Source organism: Desulfolithobacter dissulfuricans, assembly GCF_025998535.1.
GTDB classification, from domain to species: Bacteria; Desulfobacterota; Desulfobulbia; order Desulfobulbales; family Desulfobulbaceae; genus Desulfolithobacter; species Desulfolithobacter dissulfuricans.
The window spans coordinates 241,445-265,036 of record NZ_AP024233.1 but is presented as its reverse complement, the minus strand read 5'-3'; the positions used below and the strand labels follow the sequence as shown (position 1 = coordinate 265,036).

The 23,592-nt window shown below is 59.1% G+C and carries 20 protein-coding genes and 1 tRNA gene; 8 read left to right on the top strand and 13 right to left on the bottom strand.

Annotated elements, in window-relative coordinates; translation table 11 throughout:
• Nucleotides 1-14 precede the first annotated feature (14 nt).
• Together GF1_RS01150 and nifB are read left to right on the top strand one after the other, a co-directional pair.
• Entirely contained in the window at nt 15-1,379 is a 1,365-nt protein-coding gene (locus GF1_RS01150; protein ID WP_267927791.1) for a nitrogenase component 1, read from the top strand.
• 72 nt (nt 1,380-1,451) lie between these two features.
• Entirely contained in the window at nt 1,452-2,729 is a 1,278-nt protein-coding gene (nifB, locus tag GF1_RS01145) for a nitrogenase cofactor biosynthesis protein NifB (RefSeq protein WP_267927790.1), read from the top strand.
• 477 nt (nt 2,730-3,206) lie between these two features.
• On the opposite strand, the gene nifA is transcribed toward nifB, so the two are convergent.
• Nucleotides 3,207-4,850 (bottom strand): nif-specific transcriptional activator NifA, encoded by a 1,644-nt coding sequence (gene nifA / locus GF1_RS01140; RefSeq protein WP_267927789.1) that lies wholly within the window; start codon nt 4,848-4,850, stop codon nt 3,207-3,209.
• A 474-nt stretch (nt 4,851-5,324) separates the two neighbouring features.
• Here nifA and GF1_RS01135 point away from each other — a divergent pair, with 474 nt between their 5' ends.
• Both GF1_RS01135 and GF1_RS01130 read left to right on the top strand, forming a co-directional pair.
• Nucleotides 5,325-5,933 (top strand): tetratricopeptide repeat protein, encoded by a 609-nt coding sequence (locus GF1_RS01135; RefSeq protein ID WP_267927788.1) that lies wholly within the window; start codon nt 5,325-5,327, stop codon nt 5,931-5,933.
• Nucleotides 5,934-6,169: 236 nt separating this feature from the next.
• Nucleotides 6,170-6,322: a hypothetical protein gene (locus tag GF1_RS01130; protein ID WP_267927787.1), complete on the top strand. Its 153-nt coding sequence runs from the start codon at nt 6,170-6,172 to the stop codon at nt 6,320-6,322.
• Between the two features lie 40 nt (nt 6,323-6,362).
• On the opposite strand, the gene tpx is transcribed toward GF1_RS01130, so the two are convergent.
• From tpx to GF1_RS01095, 7 genes are all read right to left on the bottom strand, one after another.
• Nucleotides 6,363-6,866 carry a thiol peroxidase gene (gene tpx / locus GF1_RS01125; RefSeq protein WP_267927786.1) on the bottom strand — a complete coding sequence of 168 codons (504 nt, stop codon included), beginning with the start codon at nt 6,864-6,866 and terminating at the stop codon, nt 6,363-6,365.
• A gap of 53 nt (nt 6,867-6,919) precedes the next feature.
• Nucleotides 6,920-7,369, bottom strand: coding sequence for a hypothetical protein (locus GF1_RS01120; RefSeq protein WP_267927785.1), 450 nt, complete (start codon nt 7,367-7,369; stop codon nt 6,920-6,922).
• A 22-nt stretch (nt 7,370-7,391) separates the two neighbouring features.
• Nucleotides 7,392-9,188: a YgiQ family radical SAM protein gene (locus GF1_RS01115; RefSeq protein ID WP_267929092.1), complete on the bottom strand. Its 1,797-nt coding sequence runs from the start codon at nt 9,186-9,188 to the stop codon at nt 7,392-7,394.
• Between the two features lie 2 nt (nt 9,189-9,190).
• Entirely contained in the window at nt 9,191-10,438 is a 1,248-nt protein-coding gene (locus tag GF1_RS01110; RefSeq protein WP_267927784.1) for a BaiN/RdsA family NAD(P)/FAD-dependent oxidoreductase, read from the bottom strand.
• The gene (locus GF1_RS01105; protein WP_267927783.1) at nt 10,435-12,588 is read right to left on the bottom strand and encodes a cation:proton antiporter domain-containing protein; all 2,154 of its coding nucleotides are present in this window, start codon (nt 12,586-12,588) and stop codon (nt 10,435-10,437) included. The genes GF1_RS01110 and GF1_RS01105 overlap by 4 nt, the downstream gene beginning before the upstream one ends.
• A 77-nt stretch (nt 12,589-12,665) precedes the next feature.
• Entirely contained in the window at nt 12,666-13,100 is a 435-nt protein-coding gene (locus GF1_RS01100) for a hypothetical protein (RefSeq protein WP_267927782.1), read from the bottom strand.
• 500 nt (nt 13,101-13,600) lie between these two features.
• Entirely contained in the window at nt 13,601-13,810 is a 210-nt protein-coding gene (locus tag GF1_RS01095) for a hypothetical protein (protein ID WP_267927781.1), read from the bottom strand.
• A gap of 327 nt (nt 13,811-14,137) precedes the next feature.
• Here GF1_RS01095 and GF1_RS01090 point away from each other — a divergent pair, with 327 nt between their 5' ends.
• Both GF1_RS01090 and GF1_RS01085 read left to right on the top strand, forming a co-directional pair.
• The gene (locus tag GF1_RS01090; RefSeq protein WP_267927780.1) at nt 14,138-15,061 is read left to right on the top strand and encodes a helix-turn-helix transcriptional regulator; all 924 of its coding nucleotides are present in this window, start codon (nt 14,138-14,140) and stop codon (nt 15,059-15,061) included.
• 41 nt (nt 15,062-15,102) lie between these two features.
• On the top strand, nt 15,103-15,507 hold the full coding sequence (locus GF1_RS01085; protein ID WP_267927779.1) for a hypothetical protein: 405 nt from the start codon (nt 15,103-15,105) through the stop codon (nt 15,505-15,507).
• Between the two features lie 296 nt (nt 15,508-15,803).
• Here GF1_RS01085 and ltrA read toward each other — a convergent pair whose 3' ends face one another.
• From ltrA to GF1_RS01060, 5 genes are all read right to left on the bottom strand, one after another.
• Nucleotides 15,804-17,072 (bottom strand): group II intron reverse transcriptase/maturase, encoded by a 1,269-nt coding sequence (ltrA, locus tag GF1_RS01080; protein ID WP_267926322.1) that lies wholly within the window; start codon nt 17,070-17,072, stop codon nt 15,804-15,806.
• A 775-nt stretch (nt 17,073-17,847) separates the two neighbouring features.
• Nucleotides 17,848-17,924, bottom strand: a tRNA-Met gene (locus GF1_RS01075).
• Nucleotides 17,925-17,977: 53 nt separating this feature from the next.
• On the bottom strand, nt 17,978-18,430 hold the full coding sequence (locus tag GF1_RS01070) for an acyl-CoA thioesterase (protein WP_267927778.1): 453 nt from the start codon (nt 18,428-18,430) through the stop codon (nt 17,978-17,980).
• Nucleotides 18,430-19,662: a cofactor-independent phosphoglycerate mutase gene (locus GF1_RS01065; RefSeq protein ID WP_267927777.1), complete on the bottom strand. Its 1,233-nt coding sequence runs from the start codon at nt 19,660-19,662 to the stop codon at nt 18,430-18,432. Before GF1_RS01065 ends, GF1_RS01070 begins: the two co-directional genes overlap by 1 nt.
• Nucleotides 19,663-19,666: 4 nt before the next feature.
• Nucleotides 19,667-20,974 carry a homoserine dehydrogenase gene (locus GF1_RS01060; RefSeq protein ID WP_267927776.1) on the bottom strand — a complete coding sequence of 436 codons (1,308 nt, stop codon included), beginning with the start codon at nt 20,972-20,974 and terminating at the stop codon, nt 19,667-19,669.
• Nucleotides 20,975-21,606: 632 nt separating this feature from the next.
• Between GF1_RS01060 and GF1_RS01055 the strand changes: the two genes are divergently transcribed.
• Nucleotides 21,607-22,281, top strand: a complete 675-nt coding sequence (locus GF1_RS01055; protein WP_267927775.1) for an adenylate kinase — start codon at nt 21,607-21,609, stop codon at nt 22,279-22,281.
• A 370-nt stretch (nt 22,282-22,651) separates the two neighbouring features.
• Nucleotides 22,652-23,590 (top strand): hydroxymethylbilane synthase, encoded by a 939-nt coding sequence (hemC, locus tag GF1_RS01050; RefSeq protein WP_267927774.1) that lies wholly within the window; start codon nt 22,652-22,654, stop codon nt 23,588-23,590.
• The last annotated feature ends 2 nt before the right edge of the window (nt 23,591-23,592 follow it).

Here is a 23,592-nt window from a genome sequence, read left to right as displayed (position 1 = left end):
GACAGGTACCGACCATGAGCAAGAATCCACCGCCCAACTATATTTCCACCACCAATGCCTGCAAGCTGTGCAAGCCCCTGGGTGCCTGCCTGGCCTTCAAGGGTATCGAGGGCACGGTGCCTTATCTGCACGGCTGCCAGGGCTGCGCCACCTACATGCGGCGCTATATCATCAGCCACTACAACGAGCCCATCGATATCGCCTCCTCCTCGCTTTCCGAGAAGCACGCGGTCTATGGTGGCGGCCCCAACCTGAAACAGGGCCTGACCAATGTGGCGGAAAAATACCGCCCGGCCATGATCGGCATCGCCACCACCTGCCTCACCGAGACCATTGGCGACGACGTGCCCATGTACCTCAGGGAATTCCAGCGTGACACCGCCGGTTCCGAGGGGTTGCCCAAATTTATCCACGTATCCACCCCCAGCTATTCGGGCACCCACATGGAGGGATTTCACGCAGCGGTGAAATCGGTGGTCGAACAGCTGGCCGAATCAGGACCGAAAACCGAAACCATCAACCTGATGCCGGGCTTTGTCTCCTCGGCCGACTATCGGCTCCTCCAGGAGATCCTGGACGATTTCGGCCTGGACTGGACCATGCTCCCGGATCTCTCCACCACCATGGATGGCCCCATCTTTAAGGAATACGTCAAAGTTCCGGCCGGGGGCACCCCGCTTGAGCGCATCGAGTCCATGGGAAGGAGCCGGCTCTCCATCGAATTTGGCCACACCCTGGCCGACTCCAACTCGGGTGCCAGAGTTCTGGAGAAGAAGTTCCAGGTTCCATGCCACCGGCTGGGGTTACCCATGGGTATTGAAGAGACCGACCGTTTTCTGGCCCTGCTTGCCGAAATCAGCGGCAGGACGGTGCCGGAAAAATACGTCCACCAGCGGGGCCGACTGGTGGATGCCTACGTGGACGGGCATAAATATATCTTCGGCAAACGGGCCATTGTCTATGGCGAAGAGGATCTGGTTGCGGGCCTGACCGTCTTTCTGGCGGAAATCGGTATCCAGCCGGTGCTCTGCGCCAGTGGCGGCTCGTCGGGCAAGCTGGCCCGGACCATCGAGAAACTCACCGGTGATATTCTCCTGGAGCAGCCACAGGTTTTTGAAAACATGGATTTCTTCGACATCGGTGAAATGGCCGGGTCGCTCAAGCCCGATCTCATTATTGGTCACTCCAAGGGATATCCCCTGGCCAGAAAGCTGGCCATCCCCCTGGTCCGGGTGGGCTTTCCCATCCACGACCGGGTCGGCGGCCAGCGCATTCTCCATCTCGGCTACCAGGGGGCGCAGCAGCTCTTCGACACGGTGACCAATGCGATGATCGGTGCCAAACAGGACGCCTCGGATGTCGGCTACGCCTACATGTAGGCAGAAGACCAGGCCGGAAAAACCCGCAGAAAACAGGATTTAGAACTCTGAATTCATATAAAGGAGCACACCATGACAACACCACTCGATTTCAACCGGCATCCCTGTTTCAACGCCAAGGTCAAGGGGCTGTACGGCCGGGTCCACCTGCCAGTGGCGCCCAAGTGCAATATCCAGTGCAACTACTGCAACCGCAAGTATGACTGCGTCAACGAGTCGCGTCCCGGTGTGACCTCCACCGTCCTCACCCCGGAACAGGCCCTCTACTACATGGGCAGGGTGCTGGAAAAGGAGCCGCGAATCTCGGTGGCCGGCATTGCCGGCCCCGGCGACCCGTTTGCCAATGGTGATGAAACCCTGGAGACCATGCGTCTCATCCGCAGGGAATACCCTGAAACCATCCTCTGCCTGGCATCCAACGGCATGAACCTGAGCCCCTACGTGCCCGAGCTGGCCGAGATCGGGGTCTCGCACGTGACCGTCACGGTCAATGCGGTGGATCCCGAGGTGAGTAAAAACATCTATTCCTGGGTCCGGGACGGCCGGGTGCTCTACCGGGGACGCCAGGGGGCCGAACTGCTCCTGGCCAGGCAGCTGCAATCGATCAGGGAGTTGAAGAAACACGGCATCACGGTGAAGATCAACACCATCGCCATTCCCGGCGTCAATGACCATCACATCATCAAGGTGGCGCGGGCCATGCGCGATCTCGGCGCCGACCTGTTCAACTGCATGGCCATGTACCCCAACGTCGACACGGTATTTGAAAATATCCCGGAACCCTCCAGGATCTACATGACCGGGATCCGCAACGAGGCCGAACAGTACCTGCCGCAGATGCGCCACTGCACCCGCTGCCGGGCCGATGCGGTGGGGTTGCTCGACGACGACCGCACCGAAGAGATGCGGGGCTGTCTTTCGGCCTGCGCCAAGCTGCCCGGCCACTCGGTGGCCAAGCGGCCCTATGTGGCGGTGGCGACCCTGGAAGGCGTGCTTGTCAACCAGCACCTCGGCGAGGCCACCCGGTTCCAGATCTGGGGCGAGGACGGCCAGGGTGGCTACAAACTTATCGAGGAACGACCGGCACCCGCGGCCGGGGGCGGCTCCCAGCGCTGGTTCAACATCAGCCGTATCCTGGGCGACTGCCGGGCCATCCTGGTCAACGACCTGGGCGAAAGCCCTAGGGAAACCCTGAAAAAGAAACAGATAAAGCCCATCGTCATGTCGGGATTCATCGAAAAGGGGCTGGAGGCCGTCTATACCGGTAAAGGGCTGACCAGCCTCCAGGGCAGAATGCGCAAATGCTCTTCCGGCAGCGGTTGCATGGGTGCCGGAACCGGCTGCGGCTGAAAAAAGGAAGGCCATCAGGAGGAAAGAGTCCAGATCTGCCTGATTGTTGAAGGGGGGCAAAGAACACGCAGCAGCAGACCACGGCTGCCCCCGTGTTCTTTGCCCCCTTTGTGTTCTGAACAGAGCGACCGGCAGGATCAGGGACAGGAAAAGAAGTACCGCGGCGCCGAAGCGCGGCAGGAAGAGAGCTGGTTGCTAGCCCGCATATTTCACAATGATCGTGGCGAAAGGTCTGAAAACGCCGTGGATGCAGATAGCGAACGAAGAGAGACCTTCGAGGAACAGCTTCAAAAAGAGCCGCAGACATATTGAAATATTTCGAGGACTCTTTTTGAAGCTGTGACGCAGCAGGCGCGGTGTTTTCAGGCCTTGCAGTAGATCGCTTGTGAAATATGCGGGCTAGTTCAGGGGAACAGAAGGTAAGGATCAGGGGCCGGAACGCGGAAGAGAGGGTCCGCCTGACCAGTGGAGAGGGGATCAGTAGTATTCCGGCCGCTTGAGGTTGTATTTCTTGATCCGGTAGCCGATCTGGCGCTGGGTCAAGCCCAACTCGCGGGCGGCCCGGGCCTGGACCCAGCCATGGCGTTTGAGAGCCGCCTCCACCTGGTCGCGTTCCAGCTCGTGGAGTGGCTTGTGGACCGTTGGCGGCTCCGGATCGCGGGACAGGGTAGAGCTGTCCGGTGCATGTTCCGGGGTCGCAGGCCGCCGGGTGACAACCGGTGTTTCCCGGGTCAGCAGATACTCGGGCAGATCCTCCACCCGCAGGACATCGCCACTGGAGAGAATCACCAGACGCTCGATCAGGTTCTGCAGCTCCCGGACATTGCCGGGCCAGTCATACTCGGTAAGAAAGTCGAGAAACTCCCGGCTCATGCGAAGATTCTTGCCGTTTCGCTTGTTGCTGCTGCGGAGAAAATGATCCAGCAGCAGGGGAATATCGTCGCGCCGCTCCCGCAGCGGGGGCAGGTTGAGTGGCACCACGTGCAGACGGTAGAAGAGATCGCTCCTGAAGGTCCCGGCGGCCACGGCTTTTTCCAGACTGACATTGGTGGCCGCGATAATCCGCACATCCACACTCAGGGTCCGTGTGGAGCCCAGCCGCTCAAACTGCTGTTCCTGGAGGACGCGGAGCAGCTTGGCCTGGAGGGACAGGGGCATCTCGCCGATCTCGTCAAGAAAAAGAGTTCCGCCGTCGGCGAGTTCAAACCGACCCAGACGGACAGCGCCGGCTCCGGTAAAGGCCCCCTTCTCATGGCCAAAGAGTTCGCTTTCCAGCAGATTCTCCGGCAGGGCGGCACAGTTCATCTTGATAAGCGGCCTGTTCTTGCGGTCACTGGCCTCGTGGATGGCCCGGGCCACCAGTTCCTTGCCGGTACCGGACTCACCCAGCAGCAGCACCGTGGCCCTGGACGGGGCTATCCGTTCGATGCTCCAGAAAATTTCCTGAATCGCCTTGGACTGGCCGATGATGTAATGCCGGTTGTAGCGCCCATGGAGTTCGGCCTTCAGGCTTTTGTTTTCCAGGACCAGCTGTTCCCGATCCTTGCGGATGGCCTGGTGCAGATGAAGGAACTGGGCGATGATGGTGGAGAGAACGGTGAGAAAACGGACATCCTCCTCCAGGTTGACCTCGGCGGCAAACAGCCGGTCCACACTGAGAACGCCGACAACATCGTCACCCAGAACCACGGGAACACAGATAAAGGCCAGGGTGGACTTGGAAATCCTGTTCCGTGCTCCGGTCCGGTTGAGGAAGAGCGGTTCGCTGTGAATGTCGGGAACGATACAGGGGGTACCGCTCTGGAACACCTGGCCGTAAATCCCCTCGTCCAGGGCGTAGGTACCACGCATTTCCTCTTCCACGGACAGCCCGTAGGAGGCCCGGATCACCAGCCGTGAACGGTCGTTGTCGAGAATGGCCAGGGTCGCCCGCTCCATCTGCAGGGTGTCGTGGAGAACCTTGAACACCTCGGCCAGGGTCGAATCCAGATGCACGGCCGAACCGATGAGCTGAACAATGCGGTACAGGGCCCGAACTTCCAGGGTTTCTGTGGCTCTGGGGCCGGTGCGTTCTTCCCAGGCGGCTGAATTTCCTGCTTCTGCTGTAAGCGAATCATGCATGGCTGATACCTGGTGTTTGAGCTTGTTGTTACCATACGTTTTTGCAATATTTATTCCATATTCAACAACAGGTCCGCCAGCAGGGCCGCCAACCGGTGCCATCCCTCAACCAGGAAGGATCTACAACCTCTTTCCCTTGAAGACAATCCACCGATACCACACTCCTTGACACGACAGTTCATTACATTTACGTCACAAATATGAACATATCGGTTTGCAAGTTTACATAAATGAAACAATAGAAACAAAACGTGGCCTGGGAACACCAGCTGGCCCGGGGAAAAGTCAGAAGGAGAGGGAGGAAAAGCGGGAAAACAGGTCTTCTGGAATAAAAAAAATACGGACTCACAGGCAGAAACACAAAGAGAACAGAAACAGACAAAGGGAAAAGGGTTGCCTTTTTCCCTGCGTTCGGTAAGTTCTGGGAGCTGTAATCAGCCCATCCAGCCACAACGCCTCAACCCAAGGAGCATCATGGCCTCTGAAAAGAAATATACCCTCCAGACGCTGCTCATCTCGGTTTCCATTGCCCTGTTTGCCGGTTTTCTCAGCGGGGTTGTCTACTCTGTCTTCAATGCCCCGCCGGCAGGCCATAATCATCCGCCCACCAGTCAGAACGCCGGAGACCCCGACATGACCCGGGCCATCGCCTCACTGGAACAGGAGACAAAGAACAACCCGGACAACGTGGCCGCCTGGGTCCAGCTCGGCCACGCCTATTTTGACTCGAACCAGCCGGCCAAAGCCATCCGGGCCTACAACAAGGCCCTGGAACTGCAGCCGGGAGACACCAATGTTCTCACCGATCTGGCCGTCATGTACCGGCGCAACAAGCAACCAGAAGAGGCCATCGCCACCCTGGATCGGGCCCTGAAAATCAACCCCCGCCACGAACAGGCCCTGTTCAACAAGGGCGTCATCCTGATAAATGACTTCCAGGACGTGGACGGAGCACTGGCGGTCTGGGAGGAGCTGGTGCGGATCAATCCCATGGCCAAGGGCCCGTCCGGCGCCCTGGTGTCTGATATCATCAAGCAGGTCCGGGCCCAGGTGGCGGCGCAGCAGAAAGAGGCTGAAAAATAAAAAATCCGCCCTGCCCCACCATCGTCTACCGGAAAAAAAGAACATCTGATTACCACTGAAATTCAGCCAGCGATGGATGAAGGTGTCGGCCTCGCTTGTTGCACGGGTGTCTGTGGCCTGGATGGCCACAGTCAAGCCCCCAGGGACGGGTTTATGGCGTCCCGTGAAACAAGCGAGGCCGACACCGGTTTCAATGCCAAAGATTGATGGTAATCTCAAAAGAAAAGCCAGCAGCCATGACCAGACAGGACAGGCAGCACGACGAACAGGAACCCATTCCCCGCAGGGAACCGCGCAGCTTCCGCCAGAAGCTCCTGATCGGCATCGGTATCCTGGCGGCCATCGAGGGGCTGGCCGTTCTGTTCTACTTCCTGCTGACCAGAACCTGAGGCCTGCCCCTGCCGATGACGACCCTGGCCAGCCGGGTTATTACTGCCGCAGTACGGACAGGGCGGCCTCGTAATCCGGTTCGTCGGTGATCTCGGCCACCAGCTCGCGGTGGAGCACGCGGCCAGACCCGTCGAGCACCACCACAGCCCGGGCCAGCAACCCGGCCAGCGGGCCTTCGGCGATCCGCACCCCATAGGCATCACCAAAATCCCGGTTCCTCAGCTCGGAGAGCGAAATCACATCGTCAAGCCCTTCGGCACCGCAGAAACGGGCATGGGCAAAGGGCAGATCGAGCGAAACACAGAGACAGACCGCGTTGTCGATGGTATTGATCTCGGCATTGAAACGGCGCACCGTGGTGGCGCACACCGGTGTGTCCACACTGGGAAAGATATTAAGCACCACCCGCCTGCCACCAAAATCCTGCAGAGTGACATCACTGAGATCTGTCCGGGTGAGAAGAAAATCCGGCGCCAAATCCCCCAGTTGCGGCAGGTCACCAACCGTGTGCACCGGGTTTCCCTTGAATGTTACCTTGGCCATAGTTCACCTCTCTTATCTGGGTTTTCCTTCGTTGCAGCCCGGGCGGACTGCTCCTACAGGGTCTCTGGATCCTCCGGCGGCAGAGCATCCTCGTCAAAGGGCAGGACCCCGAGCCGGGTCAAGACCGCTTCTATCTGCTCCATGAGACGGTGGCGGTCAAAATCGGCCAGCCGCCCCTCCATGGCATCGTCGACCAGGGAGCGCAACCCCTGAAAATCCAATACATCATCCCAGGCCCCATGCTCCAGCAGGAGTTTCTGCAATTCCACATCGTCTTCAAGCAGTCTGTCTCCCCGGGTGTGGATCTGGCGGTGCACCTCCCCGTCGGTGAGCGCGTACCAACGCATGGCGGCCAGCAGACCGTCGTAGAGGGTGGCCACCGCCTCCGGCAACTTCCCCTCAAAAAGCCGGCGTCGGCCGCAACGCACGTGGAGCCGGGCCCGAAGGAGGGCGGCGTCCCGGGGAATCATCTCACCTTCGTCCATGAGTCCAAAATGGGGCATTTTTCTCTCCTCCTGCTGATTGTCACAAGTTGGAGCCGGTTTTTCCGCCCCGGCGCCCTTTTCGACCACGCCTCCCGGAGCGGGCCGGTTTTTTTGCTCGCTCCCTGTCCCCGGGAGCCTGCTTCCTGTCAACCAGGGCGGAAATCAGCACCTGTTTCTGCTTCTCCCGGCCGGCAGCGGTCCGTTCGACAAAACAGGGCGTGCCGGTGAAGGGGTTTTTCCCGGTCCAGTACATCAGGGTGGACCAGGTGGAGGGGGTGGGCGTGAACACCTGAACCTGGCGCGGAATCAGCTTGAGCTTCTCGCGGGCAAACCGTTTGAGGGCCGCCATGTCTTCCCGGGTGCAGCCGGGATGGGCGGCAATGATGTAGTAGGTGAGAAACTGCGGCAGCCCCTCTTTTTCGGTGAGCTGGTAAAAGAGCTCACGAAAACGCAGCAGGCTCCCGGTGCCCGGCTTGCCCATGCAGTCGAGCACTTTGTCCACGCAATGCTCGGGTGCTACCTTCATCTGCCCGGAGATGTGGTGCCGGACCAGCTGGCGCAGATATTCCCGCCCATGCTTCCGGTCGGCCAGAATCATGTCATAACGGACCCCCGAGGCCACCACCACCTTGCGAACTCCCGGGATTTGGCGGAGCCTGCGCAAAAGCTCGACCTGGGGCCGGTGATCGATACCGAGCGCCGGGCACGGCTCCGGATACAGGCACCTTTTGTCCTGGCAACATCCTTTTGTGCGTTTACGACGACATTCAAAGCCATACATGTTGGCCGTGGGCCCGCCCACGTCCTGAATGACCCCCTTGAACCGCGGATGGGCCGCGATATCCCGGGCCTCGGCCAGGATGGATTCCTGGCTGCGCCAACGCACGGTTCGTCCCTGGTGCACGGCAATGGCGCAGAAATTACACTCGCCGTAGCAGCCCCGGTGGGTGGTTATGGCAAAACGGATGGTTTCCAGAGCCCGAACCTCCCCGAACCGGCGATACCAGGGATGCAGCTCCCGTTCGAACGGAAGCGCATGTACCTGGTCGAGTTCCTCGGTGCTCAGATACGGCGCAGGCGGATTCTGGACCAGGAATCGTGAATCCTGCTGCTGGGCCAGGGGCCGGGCGGTTACCGGATCATTGTTCTGGTAAAACAGCTCAAACATTCGGAGGAAGCCTGTTTTGCTTTGCGCCGTCTCCTGAAACGATGGCAGAACCAGGCACTCCTCCGGCGGCCTGGCGGCAGCATAGCAGAGACCACGGATCGCCCGCGGATCCCTGCCGCTTTGCAATACGTCAGCCAGTTCCACTATTGAGCGGTCCGCCATACCGTAGAGCAAATAATCCGCCTTTGCGTCAAAAAGAACGGAACGGCGCACCTTGCTGGACCAGTAGTCGTAATGGGCAATCCGGCGCAGGCTGGCCTCAATTCCACCCAGGACAATGGGACAGGTATTTTTGAAATGAGAACGGATCAGGTTGGCATAGACAATGACGGCCCGGTCGGGGCGGCGGGTATTGGCACCGCCCGGGGTGTAGTCATCCCGGTGTCGTCGCTTGCCGGTGGCTGTACGGTTGGCCACCATGGAGTCGATGCAGCCGCCGGATACGCCCCAGAACAACCTCGGCTCTCCCAACCTGGTTATATCGCGGCCCGAGTCCACCTCGGGCTGGGCGATCACTGCCACCCGGTATCCGGCCGCCATGAGGATCTTGCCCACCAGGGCCACGCCGATAAAGGGCGAGTCGATATAGGCATCGCCGGTGACCAGGATAATATCGGGCCGGTCCCAGCCCAACTGGCGAAGTTCTTTTTCGGTGGTCGGCAGAAACATGGTCACCCCGTTGTCCCGGCCGCCGAGCGCCCGGCCAGCCAGCCGGTGGAAAAGGCCGCCTGCAGGTTATAGCCCCCGGTGTCGCCCTGGATATCGAGCACCTCACCGGCAAAATAGAGCCCGGCCACCCGTTTTGACTGCATGGTCCGGGGATCCGCCTCGCGCGTATCCACTCCGCCGGCCGTGACAATGGCCTCTTTCAGGGGCCGATAGCCACTGATCTCCAGGCGAAAGTTCTTGAGCCAGCTCTTGAGCCGGCGGCGCTCCTTGGCCCGCACCTGGGCCGCTGGTTTTTCCGGGACAAGCCCGGTCTGTGCGAGACAGATTCCAACCAGTTCCCGCGGCAGCAGACCGCGAAGAACACTGGAGAGCGGCTCCCGGGCCCGGGCCGAGAAATCCCTCAGCAGTCGGGCATCCAGCCGCGGCTCGTCCAGGGCCGGCTTCAGATCCACCACCAGACTGACCTGCTGCCCCGCCCGGAGCCCGTCCACCGCCGCGCCGCTCAGGGTCAGAATCACCGGACCCGAAACGCCCGACCGTGTGAAGGCCATCTCGCCAAAAAGCTGGCGCTTCTTTTTCCCCTTGACCAGCAGCCGGACCTGGACATTGCGAAGTGACAGTCCGGCCAGGGGTGTGGTATCCATCTCTGTCTCCAGTGGCACCAGGGCCGGCCGGGGTGCGACCAGCAGGTGACCGGTATCCCGGGCCAGCCGGTAGCCATCCCCGGTGGAGCCGGTACCCGGGTAGGAGGCTCCACCGGTGGCGATCACCACCGCATCACAGGAGACTTTTTCTCCGTTGTCCAGGACCACACCGATGACCCGCTGCCCGCGAATCCGCAGGCGGGAAACCGGAGCCCCGGTCCGAACCCTGACCCCGGCCCGATGCACCCAGCCCTGCAGGATCCGAAGGACATCCCGGGCCTGCCCGCTTTGCGGAAAGACCCGGCCACCGCGCTCCACCACCACCGGCAGCCCCAGGTTTTCAAAAAAGGCAAGGAGTGCCGGGGTGAAAAAGCGGGCGAATGGCTGGTGCAGAAAACGGCCGCCTGCACCGAAATGTTCCAGAAAATCGGGGAGCTCGGCAACGTTTGTGATATTGCAGCGCCCCTTGCCGGTGATACAGAGTTTGCGGCCGGGAGTCGGCATCTTTTCAAGCAGCACCACCGCGGCCCCGCAGGAGGCCGCCTGGCCGGCAGCCATGAGCCCGGCCGGACCACCGCCGATCACCGCTACAACAGGGGACTTCATGCAGACTCCGGCAGGGTTGCCGCTTCGAGCAGACGCCGGTCCGGAGCATGGACCACGAACACGGGATGTTGACAGTTGCGGGCCACGGCATCGGCCAGGGACCCGAAAAACAGCCGTTTAATTCCGGTTCGCCGGGCAGCGGCCATGACAATGAAGTCGTGATACGCGGATTCCTGGAGGATCGATTCCAGCCGGGACTCGGCCGCCTCCACCCGGAACCGGGTCTGGACATCAAAGAAATTTTCCTCCAGCCACTGCTCCAGTCGACGCTCACTGGCCTCTATCTCCTCCCTGGAACTGTCGAGATGGAGGAGATGAAGGAAGGTGACCCGGGAATGTCCGACTGTGGCCACGGCCTCGACCACCGGCAGGAGTTCCTCAAGCTCCTCGAAAAAGAGAAAGGGCACCAGAATCCGCTCACAGACCAGGGTTCCGACGAAATGAACCGTCACCACCGGACAGAGGACATTGGCCGCCACCTGGTCCACCACCTTCCGTAAGGCATAGGTCTTGTGCCCGCGCGGATAACCCAGGACCACGGCCCGGGCATTGTTGTATTCCGCTGCCGCCACCAGCCCGGAGGCCGGGCTGTCATAGATGACCTCGGTCCGCAGGGGATAGCCCAGGCTTGCGGCCTCGTCTTTCTCCGGCAGGAACATGGCCCCCAGCTCCTCCTCGGAGAACTTGCCCCGCTCACGCTTGTCCAGAATCCGAACCGACAGCGGCAGGGCATGGTAATGGTGGGCCAGGATGGTGGCAATGCGGGCCAGACCGCGGACGGTGGCAAAATGGTAGGCCCCGAACACCACCACTCCCTGGGGATTGGCCGCAGGGTGAAGTTTCTCCCAGGGCCATGGTGCCAGCCGGATGCCCTCGGGACTGCGGAGCCAGAGCCTGCAGGCGATCCCCTTGCGGCCCTCGCAGCCGGGCTCCCCTTCTGACTCGGCTATCTCTCCACCCTTGAGCAGGTTAATATGGACCAGGAGCGGCCCAATGAGCTCGGAAAGCACGACGCTGGCCAGCACCACGGGAGTAATGATCGAGGACCAGCTACCGAGCTGTGGATCGCTGCTGATCATGAACACCAGACCGATGGCGACCCCGGCCTGGGGAATCAGGGAGAGTCCCAGATAGTTCCTGACCACCGGCGAGGCACCGGATATGTAGCCACCAAGCAGAGTGCCCAGATATTTTCCAAGAACCCGGGAGATGAAATAGGCCAGTCCCACCCAGCCGGCCAGCTTCAGGGCCCCCAGATCCAGGTGGGCCCCGGCCAGGGTGAAGAACAGGACATAGATTGGTGGTTCAAAAGCGTTGAGGGTCCTGAACAGTCGCTCGTCCCGCTCAGCCCGGTTGATGATGGTGAAGCCGGCCGCCATCCCGGCCAGCAGCGGCGACAGGTGCAGCATCCGGGTCAACTCCCCGCAGAGCAGGAGCAGGGCCAGCCCACCGGTGAGCATCTCCCCCCGGTTATGCAGCTTGTGCAGGGCAAAGTCGATCAGGAAACCGGTCACCACCCCGATAACCAGCGAGGCGCAGATTTCATAGACAGACAGAAGGAGTGCCACGTAGGGCGATACTTCACCCGGTCCCACCAGCTGGTGGGCGGCGGACATGGCCATGCCGAAAATCATGATGGCCAGCCCGTCGTCCACAGCCACCACGGCCATGAGAGTGGATGTCAGCGGCCCCCGGGCCCCGGTTTCCCGCACCACGTGGAGAATAGCGGCCGGAGCAGTGGCCACTGCCACCGCCCCGAGCAGCAGGGCCAGAACCATGGCGTCGGTCACCGTTCCAGGCGTTGGCGACACCAGCCGGACCGTGAAGAAGGTTCCGGCAACCACCAGGACAAAGGCCGCCAGGGCCTGCACCACTGAGATCCAGCCCACGTCCCTGGCCACCGAGCCCAGCTTGCGCAGCTCCACATGCTCACCGATACCGAAGGCGATGAGCATCAGGGCGATCTCGGTGAAGTGGCTGAGGTTATGACCAATGGTCTCGGCGGTAATCCAGCCCAGCGAGGACGGCCCGAGCGCCAGTCCGGCCAGGATAAAACCGGTGACCGACGGCAGGCGCAGGAGCTGAAAGAACTTGGCAGACAGCAGCCCGACGGCGAGCAGGATGGCTATACCAAGGGTTACGTTAATCACGACCAGTGTCCTGAGATGGAGGTTATATGAAAGGAGTCAGACGCATGTCGTTTCGCCGCTGTTCATCGATTTCCCTTTCATGCTTCGTTGTGACTGGCCACGTCTGGTCCAGCCATGCCGGCTAGCTGAAGGGGATCTTTCCGGTCAGGGTACATGCGGACGACATTTGCCAGCAGCCGTTGCCCCAGGGCCGTATCGGGAACCAGGGCAAGAAGTTCGGCCAGCAACCGGTGCAGAGCATCATCCAGATCAAAATCTGTGGCCCTGCGCACCTGCTCCTCCACGGCCAGAGCAGACAGGGCCAGGTCACAGCGCTGGCGATCTCCCAGGACAAACGATGCCCAGACAAGATGATTCGTATTCGGGTTGATCTTGGGATCACTCATCCAGAAGGCGGGCGGCAGCCGGACCACCCCGAGCTTCTTGGTCATGGCAACGTCAAAGCGCCGGACAAGCATGTCCAGGTCCGGCCACCGGCCCTGCCCAAGCCCTGCAAGCATCTCGTCAAACAAAGATCTCCTCTCCCGCGCCGATTATCTCCGACCCATCACCCCCGCACGCAGGGGTACCGCAGGTTCCAGCTTACCCAAAAGCAGGAGTCTCGACAATGATCACGTGGCCCGACCTGACTTTTTTCGTTGTCCAGACACCGGCCCCTGGCGCCTTGCCGCCAGGCAGATAACCCGTCCATGCTCCCCTCTCCTTCCCCCTGGACAGGACTTTTATCCGAAAATCACCCCGGGGCCTGGTGTTGTCTGGGTGAGTTTCATGGTTCGAAGTCTTCGCTATCTGTTGTGGCTGGACAGTGCCGAAACCCGGAGTCTCCCTTCGGTCGCTTACCCGGAGTCTCCCTTCGGTCGCTTACCTGGTCCGGCCATGCTGGTTTATCCGCAGGACAAAAAAAGGACCGGTTCAGAAATTCCAAACCGGTCCTGTTCGCAACTGGGGAGCCTCCGGGCCGGCCAGGCGGCCTTGAGGCTCTTATTCCTGATCTGTCATCAGGTGGCCATCCTCAACATCCTTCGATGGCCTTTTTCTTGATTGTCTTGATCTTGACCTTGTCATTCACCTTGAACTTGGCTGCACTTTTGCCGCAATCCAGGACAACCACGTTCTTCTTGATCTCGGTCACCGTGCACTTGCCGGTCGCGGCCAGGACACTGGTTCCTGCCAGGGCGACCATAGCAACCGCTGCCATGAGCATCTGCATCTTTTTTTTCATCAGTACCTCCATACGCTTTTCTTGTTTTTGTTCTTCTGTTTCCTGTTTTCAATCCTCACCATTCAGCACTCCGGAAAAGAGGAACCATTTCCCCCTCCCTTGCCTGACACTGTAGACCACCCGGGGTCGGGGAAAAAGACGACATGGGGGCAAACGGGGTTATATACAGGTCGATGTCGGGTCGTCATGCCTGTTTTTTCAGCAGGTTACCTGGACACCTCTAACCAGCCCGGAAAAACAGAAAAGGGTTTTCAAGAGCTGCGGGAGGGCGTATTATCAGACAGAACCCTGAAACATTTCTCTTTCCTGGAGCGCATCCAGCAGACCATGGCCAGACAGGATAAACCCAGTGGGGGCATCCCCATGATCCGTATCGACGGGACACGTATCCGTCAGCTGCGTGAAGCCCAGGGGCTGACCCAGCTCTACGTGGCCACCAGTGTCGGGGTGACCACGGACACCATCTCGCGCTGGGAGAACAACCGTTCCCCAACCATCAAAAGGGAAAACGGTATCCGACTGGCCGAGGTACTCGGAGTCGAACTGGACGAGATCCTGGAATCCCGGGAGCGCAAGGACATTCAGCAGCCGGACACCTCTTCTTCAGAGGCACCGAAAGCGACCGGTGGTTCCCTGCCCACCGGCAGGTCGCTGCTCGCTACGGCCGGGCTCCTGATGCTTCTTCTGCTTGGCGTGACCTTTCTTCGTCCCGATACCGAGAATATGGGAAAGGCCGATATCCAGGCCACCCGGCTCCTGCCTGCTGCCTGTGCCCCGGGCCTGCCTTTCCCGGTGGTGATCAAAGTCTCCACCGGCGACGACCGGACCTTCCTGGTCCGCGAAGTTCTACCCGAGGGGGTCGAGGTCCTGCAGACCATGCCCAAGGCCACCATTCTCTCGGGCAATGTATTGAAATGGCTCCACAAGAAAGACAACGGCCCCAAGCATAGCGGCTACCTGGCCCGAGCCCGGGGTCCCTATGAAACCCGACTCCTGTTCAGGGGCGACGTCGCCATCCGCCAGGAAAGCAAGCAGAAGGTTGCCACCGGTGGCAACGACACCATGGTCCTGAAACCGGTCCACTGGGCGGACACCAACGGAGACTACGTTATCAGTGACGACGAGATTCTGGAAGTGTATGACCGGTACGGCGAACTTCCCGGCCTGGATCTGGACAGGATCGAGGAGATGTGGATGGGATCGGGATACCGCTGGAACCAGGAAACCAGGGCCATCGAGGTCCTGCCATAGATCGGGAAGAACACGCTATGATCACGCTAAGGAGAGCCCCCATGACCGACCACGGAAAACGGTTGGCACCCCTGGTAGCCGTCACCATCCTGCTCCTGCTGATTTCAGCATCCCGGAGTTGGGCCCTGGGAGTCATCACCGGCAAGTACCTGACCCGTACCTCCACCGGGCTGACCCTGCAGCTGACTGTCAAGCCGCCCGCCCCGGCCAGCCTGATCGTCATCCAGCACCTGCCGGCGGGGACCGAGATTGCCTCCTCCAACCCTGCCTTCAAGAAGTATAACCACAAAAAGGGCACCGTTCGCTGGCTGTTCCGGGGCCTGAAACCAGGAGAGCTGACCATCCGTCTCAAGCTGAAAACCCCCATAGCACCCGAGAGGGTCAGGGCGGAAATCCGCTGCAAAGACCCGGACACCGGCAAACTGATGACCATCCACATCCGCTAAAAAGCCTTAAAAAAATGTGATTACCATCAATTTTTGGCATTGAAACCGGTGTCGGGCCTCGCTTGTTTCACGGGGACGCCATAAACCCGTCCCTGGGGGCTTGACTGTGGCCATCCAGGCCACAGACACCCGTGCAACAAGCAAGCCCCGACACCTTCATCCATCGATGGCTGAATTTCAGTGGTAATAAGAACAGAATAAAATCGAGTAGGGTGAGGCAAGTTAATTACGCTTGCCTCATCCCTCTCACAGAACCGTACGTACGGGTCTCGTATACGGCTCCTGTTTATTTTCCTTCATATTGAAACAGAGATTCCAGTAGATACAGCACCAAGATCAAAGAGACCCAAGCCCCGGTGTAAATATCCGTTGGGCAGGGCATAATGGCTCAAAGGACTTGCCGCATTGGCCCAGGAGTTCATTTTGATCGCATCAAACTTCCCCCTGTATCCAAGCTGCCTCAGCCTGCGGTGAAGCCGATTGGGCTTCTTCCACAATTTCAGCTGGATGGCTCGCAGTCTTCTCCGAATCCATCTCATCAGCCTTGAAAATTCTCCTGTGCAGTTCGCTATCCGGAAGTAGTTGGCAAATCCCCTCAAGAGCGGATTGAGATCTGCAATCACTTTCTCAAGATTCACCGGGGAATTACGCCGGGTCATTGCCTTGACCTTTGCCTTGAAAGACTTAATCTTGCCTCGCTGGATTTGCGTATACTGAGAGCATACGGATACTCCCAGAAAGTTTACGCCCCGACTGCTGTGGCAGATATGGGTCTTTTCACGGTTGACAGTCAGCAGCAATTCTCCTTCAAGATAGTGCCGTGCCTGCTCAAGAGCATTCTCGGCCGCTTTCTTTGATTGGCACAGAATCAGGATATCGTCCGCATAGCGGACTATTCGGTGGCCACGATTCTTCATGAATTGATCAAAAGAATCGAGATACACATTGGCTATCAGAGGGCTGATCACGCCGCCCTGTGGACTGCCGATCTCGCTAGCCGTAAATCCCGAATCCGTCATTACACCGCTCTTCAGAAACTTCTCCAGGAGACCGAGGATACTCCCGTCCCTGATCCGGCGACGAAAGGCGCTGAGGATGAGATCATGGTCCAAGGTGTCAAAGCATTTGGACAGATCCATATCAACTACCCACTTTCGATCGTAGTCACGGATAAACATCGTCGCCTTGGATATCGCCTGATGACAACTGCGGCCTGGGCGATAGCCATAGCTCGACGGGTGGAAATCCCGATCGAATATCGGCAGGAGAATGTCGAGCAGTGCCTGCTGCACTACACGGTCACGGACTGCTGGAATACCGAGCAACCGAACTCCTCCGGTTGGCTTGGGTATCTCTACCCGGCGCACGGCCAGTGGCTGGTAACTCTTTTCCCACAGTTCCTTCAGGAGACAGTCGATGTTGGCTTCGGCTGATGCGGCAAAGTCCTTGATGGACTGGCCGTCTATTCCGGCAGCTCCCTTCGCAGACCTCACCTTCCCAAACGCCTTGTGCAGAGCGTCCCTGCTCAGCATCCGGTCATACAGACTGTACCAAACGTCAACCATGCTCCTGTCCTGCGTCCCCATCCCTCCACTTCTGCCTGGAATCCCCGGGTCTTCACCCAAATGAGAGCGCCTTCTATCCCAATGGGCAATGTACGCTCAACTGTTCAGGTTACTCCGATGAACGGCCAAAATCAGCAGACGGCCTCTCACAGCATACCGCCGAAAATGTGCCCCGCCCCGTCGGGCAGCTTGTGTTCTGACTCCAGACCTCCATGATCTTCAGGGAACCTTCAAATAAACTTCATCCCTTCGCAACTGATACCGCTTTTGGCAAATACCAGCCCCTGTCAAACAACGCTGACAGGTCATCCCGGTTTTATCCTCCACGCTGTTACCAGGCTTCTCCGGCCGGGATTTCATCACTACTACGGAATCATCTGCCACCTCCCACCGCTTCGGTAGGCCTTGGATCTCTCCTTGAACCTTCCTTAACTCTCGTACTGCAAGTACGCTAGGAGGCTTCCCCGGTTAAGGCGAACTCCCGGTGAGCAATCCCATCCTCAATCACGCCAAAGGTCTGACCAGGTATCGGGCTTCACGCTATTGTGCACGCTTACCCACCTATGACGCCGAATCAGGTTCACTTACGCTATGTACCGCTCACTTCCTATCGCTTCCTTCAGACCCTGCCGTTGCCAGCAACGCCCTTGCGATTCGGATTGTCTTCCCCCTGGTCGGGGTGACGCCTGCGTTCCGCAGGCTGGGTTTGCCCGCCATGCCGGGCAAACACAAAAAAGGCTTAGGGAGCTGCACTCCCTAAGCCTTTGATTTTACTTGGTAGCGGGGGGCGGATTTGAACCACCGACCTTCGGGTTATGAGCCCGACGAGCTACCAGACTGCTCCACCCCGCGTCACGTGTCGATAATATTAACAGAAGCGGGCCGATTGTCAAGGCCGCGTTTGCTCAAGGACAGGCTTTTTTCCCGATCCCCTCTATCTTGTCCCGTATTTCAGGAGGAAAGGGAGTCAATTTTCCCTGACGAGTTATGCAGGCATGGTTGGTGAACCCCTTGACCAGGAGAATTTCACGATCATCCCGCCGGCAGCTGACCCGGTAGGTAAAGCGGCAGGACACCTTTTTCAGCTCCACCAGGGAAGTGGCGATGATCAGCAGGTCATCATAGCGGGCCGGGGCCTTGTAGCGGAGATAGGACTCGGTGACCGGAAGGATGAACCCGGCCTGCTCTATTTCGCTGTAGGGCATGGCCCAGGCACGCATCATCTCGGTCCGACCGATTTCGAAGAGCCGCAGGTAATTGGCGTTATACATCACCCCGCCGGCATCAGTATCCCCGTAGATGACCCGGTAGGTGGTGGTGAACACCGGTTCCTGCAACGAGAGCTGCAGACCGGCCATCAGTCGGCCTCCTGGCCTGGATCGATAAAAGCCTGGAAGAACCTCGGCCCGCTGACCGGTTGCTCCCCCCGCTCGGCCACGGCCCGCTTGACGTTCTCCTCGGTGTAGGGCCTGGAAAGAGGGTTGGACACGCCCCTGGAGTCATAAATAATCATGGGTACCGGCCAGTCTTCGTGAGTCCGGCGGGCCAGGGGGGTGTAATGATCCATGGTGATCACCACCCGGAAGTCCTCACCGCGCTCTTCCATGGTCTGGACAATAGGGGCGACGATTTTTTTATCAAAGTCCTCGATGGCCTGGACCTTGTCCTCTACCTTGCCCTGGTGCCCGGCCTCGTCAGGCGCCTCCACGTGCACCAGGACAAAATCGTCCTCTTCCAGGGCCGCAAGCGCCGCCTGGGCCTTACCCTGGTAGTTGGTGTCCAGATAGCCGGTCGCCCCCTCGACCTCCAGAACCCTGAGACCGCTGCAGACCCCGAGTCCCTTGAGCAGATCTACCGCCGATATCAGGCTGCCGGAAACGCCGTACTTCTCCCTGAGCGGCTCCATATCCGGGCTTCGACCCTCGCCCCAGAGCCAGATACCATTGGCCACCAGCTGCCCCCGGCGAGCCCGTTCACGGTTCACCGGATGATCCGACAGGATCGCGGCCGCCTGTTCCATGACCTGCTGCAGATCAGGCACCGTGGCATACCTGTTATAAAACTCTGTCACGTCCTGATCCAGGTAATCATGGGGCGGCACTGTGACCAGGCCGTCCACCTCGCCCTGGCGGAGCAGAAGGTGGCGGTAGCTGATCCCGGGATGAAACCTCAAATGGTCGGTCCCGCATTCGGCCTGAATAGCCTCGATCAGGATCCGACCCTCGTCACTGGAGATATGACCGGCCGAGTAATCAAGCATGATAATCCGGCCGTCGCCGGTTCGCTCGACGGTGACCAGGTTGCAGCGGAAAGCCACGGCCCCGGGCTCGATTTCCACTCCCATGGAGGCGGCTTCCAGGGGGGCCCGACCGGTATAATAGCGCTCGGGAGCATAACCGAGCAGGGAGAGGTTGGCCACGTCACTACCCGGTGGATACCCTTCCGGCACGGTCTGCACCAGCAGGGGCCTGGACCGGCGGGCCAGGGCGTCGATGGCCGGCTTGCGGGCCACTTCCAGCGGAGTTGTATCGGCCAGCGACGGAACCGGGGTATCGCCCATGCCGTCGCCGACCAGCAGAATATATTTCACGACCCTATTCGTCCTCTTCCAGAATCCGGATCTTGACCGTGGGCGCGGCCACCACGTCCAGGGCGTCGATTTCAGCCAGGGCCTTGCTCACCGAGGACTCCAGGGCGGTATGGGTTCGCATGACAATGGATACCGGGCCGCTCTGCTTGCGCCCCTTCTGGATCACCGACTCGATGGAAATATCATGCTGACTGAGGATGCCCGAAACGGCCGAGAGGACCCCGGGCTTGTCCACGGCGGAGATACGGAAGTAATAGGGACAGGAGAGTTCCTCCATGGGGGTTATTTTCCGGTCGCTGATCTCCTCGGGGAGATAGGAAAGCGGCGGCACCCGGCCGACAGAACCTGTGGCGATATTACGGGCGATATCGACGATATCCGCAGCCACGGCCGAACCGGTAGGCATCTTGCCGGCTCCGAGCCCGTAGAGCAGAACGTTGCCTACCATGTCGCCGGTGAAATGGATCGCGTTGAAGGCGCCGCTGATACTGGCCAGCAGGTGACGCTCCGGGACCATGGTCGCATGAACCCGGGCCTCCACGTGATCGCCGTGATTACGGCTGATGGCCAGAAGTTTGATCCTGCAGCCGAACTCGCGGGCAAACTCGATATCCACCGGTTCGATCCGGGAAATACCCTCGGTGGCGATATCGTTGTGGGTGATATTCATCCCATAGGCCATGGTCATGAGGATGGCCAGCTTGTGGGCCGTGTCGATCCCCTCCACATCATAGGTGGGATCGGCCTCGGCAAAACCCTGCTGCTGGGCGTCTCTGAGCACCTCGTCAAAAGGAATACCCTCATCGGTCATCCGGGTAAGGATGTAGTTGGCGGTCCCGTTCATGATGCCCATGATCGAGAGAATTTTATTGGCAACCAATCCCTCGCGCAGGGCCTTGATCACCGGGATACCGCCGCCGACACTGGCCTCGAAGCCTACTTCCACTCCATGACGGGCCGCGGCGGCAAAGATATCACGGCCTTCCTGGGAGAGCAGGGCCTTGTTGGCGGTCACCACGTGTTTTCCGGCCGCGATGGCATTCATGACAAAGGTCTTTGCCGGCTGGATCCCGCCGATGAGTTCGACCACGATATCGATTTCCGGATCACCTATCAGATCGGCGGCATCGTTTGTCAGGGCCACGTCGCCAAACTGGGGTGGCATCTCGGAGATGTTGATGTCAGCCACCTTGGCCAACCGGATGCGAAGCCCGGAACGCTTTTCCAACCGTTCCTGCTGGGCGAGCAGTACTTCGGCCAGCCCGCTGCCGACAGTACCAAAGCCAATGAGTCCTACGCGTATTTCTTTCATGATAAAATTCTTTTATTCTTTACTTTTTAGGTCCTGGATGAAGTGCCTGTAACCAAGCTGTGTTTTAATCCACGAAGAGCACGAGGGGCAGGAAGAGAAAAAACTTCGTCCTGAATTGAGGTTCGTGTTCTTCGTGAGCTCGTGTCCTCCCTGGTGCAGCATATGTCAGCCCAAATTGAGGGTCAGGTAGTGCCTGTCCAGAAATGAGGATTTTCGTTCGAGATCAGGTAAGCGGAGACTCCGAGGAATGCGAAAAAAATAAGCGCAGGCATATGTGTAATATTCCGAGCATTATTTTTTGAGCATAACGCAGAGATCGGGCGAAAATACCATTTCTGGCCAGGCACCAGTTAACGGTTGTTCCGCACCATATTCGGCCATTTCTACCCTCTTTACCCCAAGTTGTCAAAAAGTATGGCAGGCCCCAGAGGATCCCGACCCCGTGAATAGATCCGCAAATCAACCGTTTCCCGACCCCGGACCAGGGACATATTTTCATAGCTTAAACGGCCAAGTTACGGTATAGTTTCCCGGTTAATGAGGGGTCATTCATTTCACCGCACCCTTCATCTCCTGTCATATCATAAAGTTACAAGGTCATCTTCTTTCTAACCCAACACAAGGAGACAGATATGAACATTCTGGCTTTTGGACCGAACGGCAGTGGCAAGGGCACCCAGGGCGCTATTATCAAGGATAAGTATGGCCTGGCCCATATCGAATCCGGTGCCATTTTCCGCGAGCATATCAAGGGCGGGACCGAGCTTGGCAAGAAGGCCAAGGAATACATCGAGCGCGGCGACCTGGTTCCCGATGATATCACCATCCCCATGGTCCTGGAAACACTGGGCAAGTACAAGGATCAGGGCTGGCTGCTGGATGGCTTCCCCCGCTCCCTGGCCCAGGCCGAGGCCCTGGACAAGGCCCTGCAGGAGTCCGGCATGAAGCTCGACTACGTGATCGAGATTGTTCTGCCGCGTGAAGTGGCCAAGGAGCGCATCATGGGCCGCCGCCTCTGTGCCAACGACAACAACCATCCCAACCATATCGCCTTCGAGGCCATCAAGCCGGTGGAAAAGGACGGCAAGCTGGTCTGCCGGGTCTGCGGCGGCGAGCTCTCCACCCGGGCCGATGACCAGGACGAAGAGGCCATCAACAAGCGCCACGACATCTACTACGACGACAAGACCGGCACCATGGCCGCAGTCAACTACTTCAAGAACAAGGGTGACGTCAAGGTTATTTCCGTGGACGGCTCCAAGAACATCAAGGAAGTTTCCGAGTCCATCCTGAAAGAACTGCCGTAACAGGATGTTCAAAACAACGTAGCAACTCTTTTTCACGGTTGCCCGAGCAACAAAAAGCGTTTTCATGTCGCAAGGCATGAAAACGCTTTTTTCAGTTTGAAAGCGGCTTCTTTTCTTTTACACTGGTTCCCCCGGATCGTCTTTTTGCTCCACGCAGCAATCCGAAAACAAAAAAAAGCGCTGAACACACCGGATCCGGACCTGACCACCAGGGATGTAACAGGTACCGGCACCACGAAAACCACGAGCAACACGATTTTTCTTTTTTCTTTTTTTCTTCGTGCCCTTCGTGTTCTTCGTGGTTTATAAACAACTACTGATACGCAAACCTCACCAGATTAACGACCTATCGCAAGAGTTCCATCTTCCCATGAAACAGACAATCAAAATCGGTACACGGGCCAGCCTGCTGGCTGTCACCCAGTCCACCTGGGTCAAGAACCAGATCGAAGCACATCACCCCGGCACCAGTGTCGAGCTGGTCAAGATCACTACCAAGGGCGACAAGATCCTCGACGTGCCCTTGGCCAAGGTGGGCGGCAAGGGGCTCTTTGTCAAGGAGATCGAAGACGCGTTGCTCGAAAAGCGGGTCGATCTGGCCGTGCACTCCATGAAAGATGTCCCCACCGACCTGCCCGACGGGTTGCACGTGGCCGTCGTCCCGGTCCGGGAGGTGCCCCAGGACGCCTTTATCTCGGTCAAGTACGCAACTCTTTCCGAGTTGCCCCATGGTGCGACCATCGGCACCTCGAGTCTGCGCCGCAAGGCCCAGCTCGCCAGTCTGCGGCCGGACCTGGAAATAAAGGACCTGCGCGGCAATCTGGACACCCGACTGCGCAAACTTGACGAAGGCATGTACGATGCCATCATCCTGGCCGGAGCCGGCCTGAACCGGCTTGGCATGCAGGAACGGATCACTGCGCTCTTCTCCGTGGAGGAGATGCTGCCTGCCATCGGTCAGGGTTCGCTCGGTATCGAACTGCGCGAGTCGGACAGCGAGCTGCTGGAAGGACTCCAGTTTCTCCACCATGAAGAAACTGCACTGGCAGTGGCGGCGGAGCGGGCCTTCCTCCTGCGCCTGGAAGGTGGCTGCCAGGTTCCCATCGGTGCCTATGCCACTGTGGACGGTGACATCCTGACCCTGACCGGCCTGATCGCCTCGGTGGACGGCAAGACCGTACTCAGGGAACAGGCCAGCGGTTCCGTGTCCGAGGCGGCCAGCCTGGGCCGGAATCTGGCGGAAGTACTGCTCGACCGGGGCGGCAGGGCCATCCTCGATGAAGTGTACGGAGAAAACAACCAGGCATAACA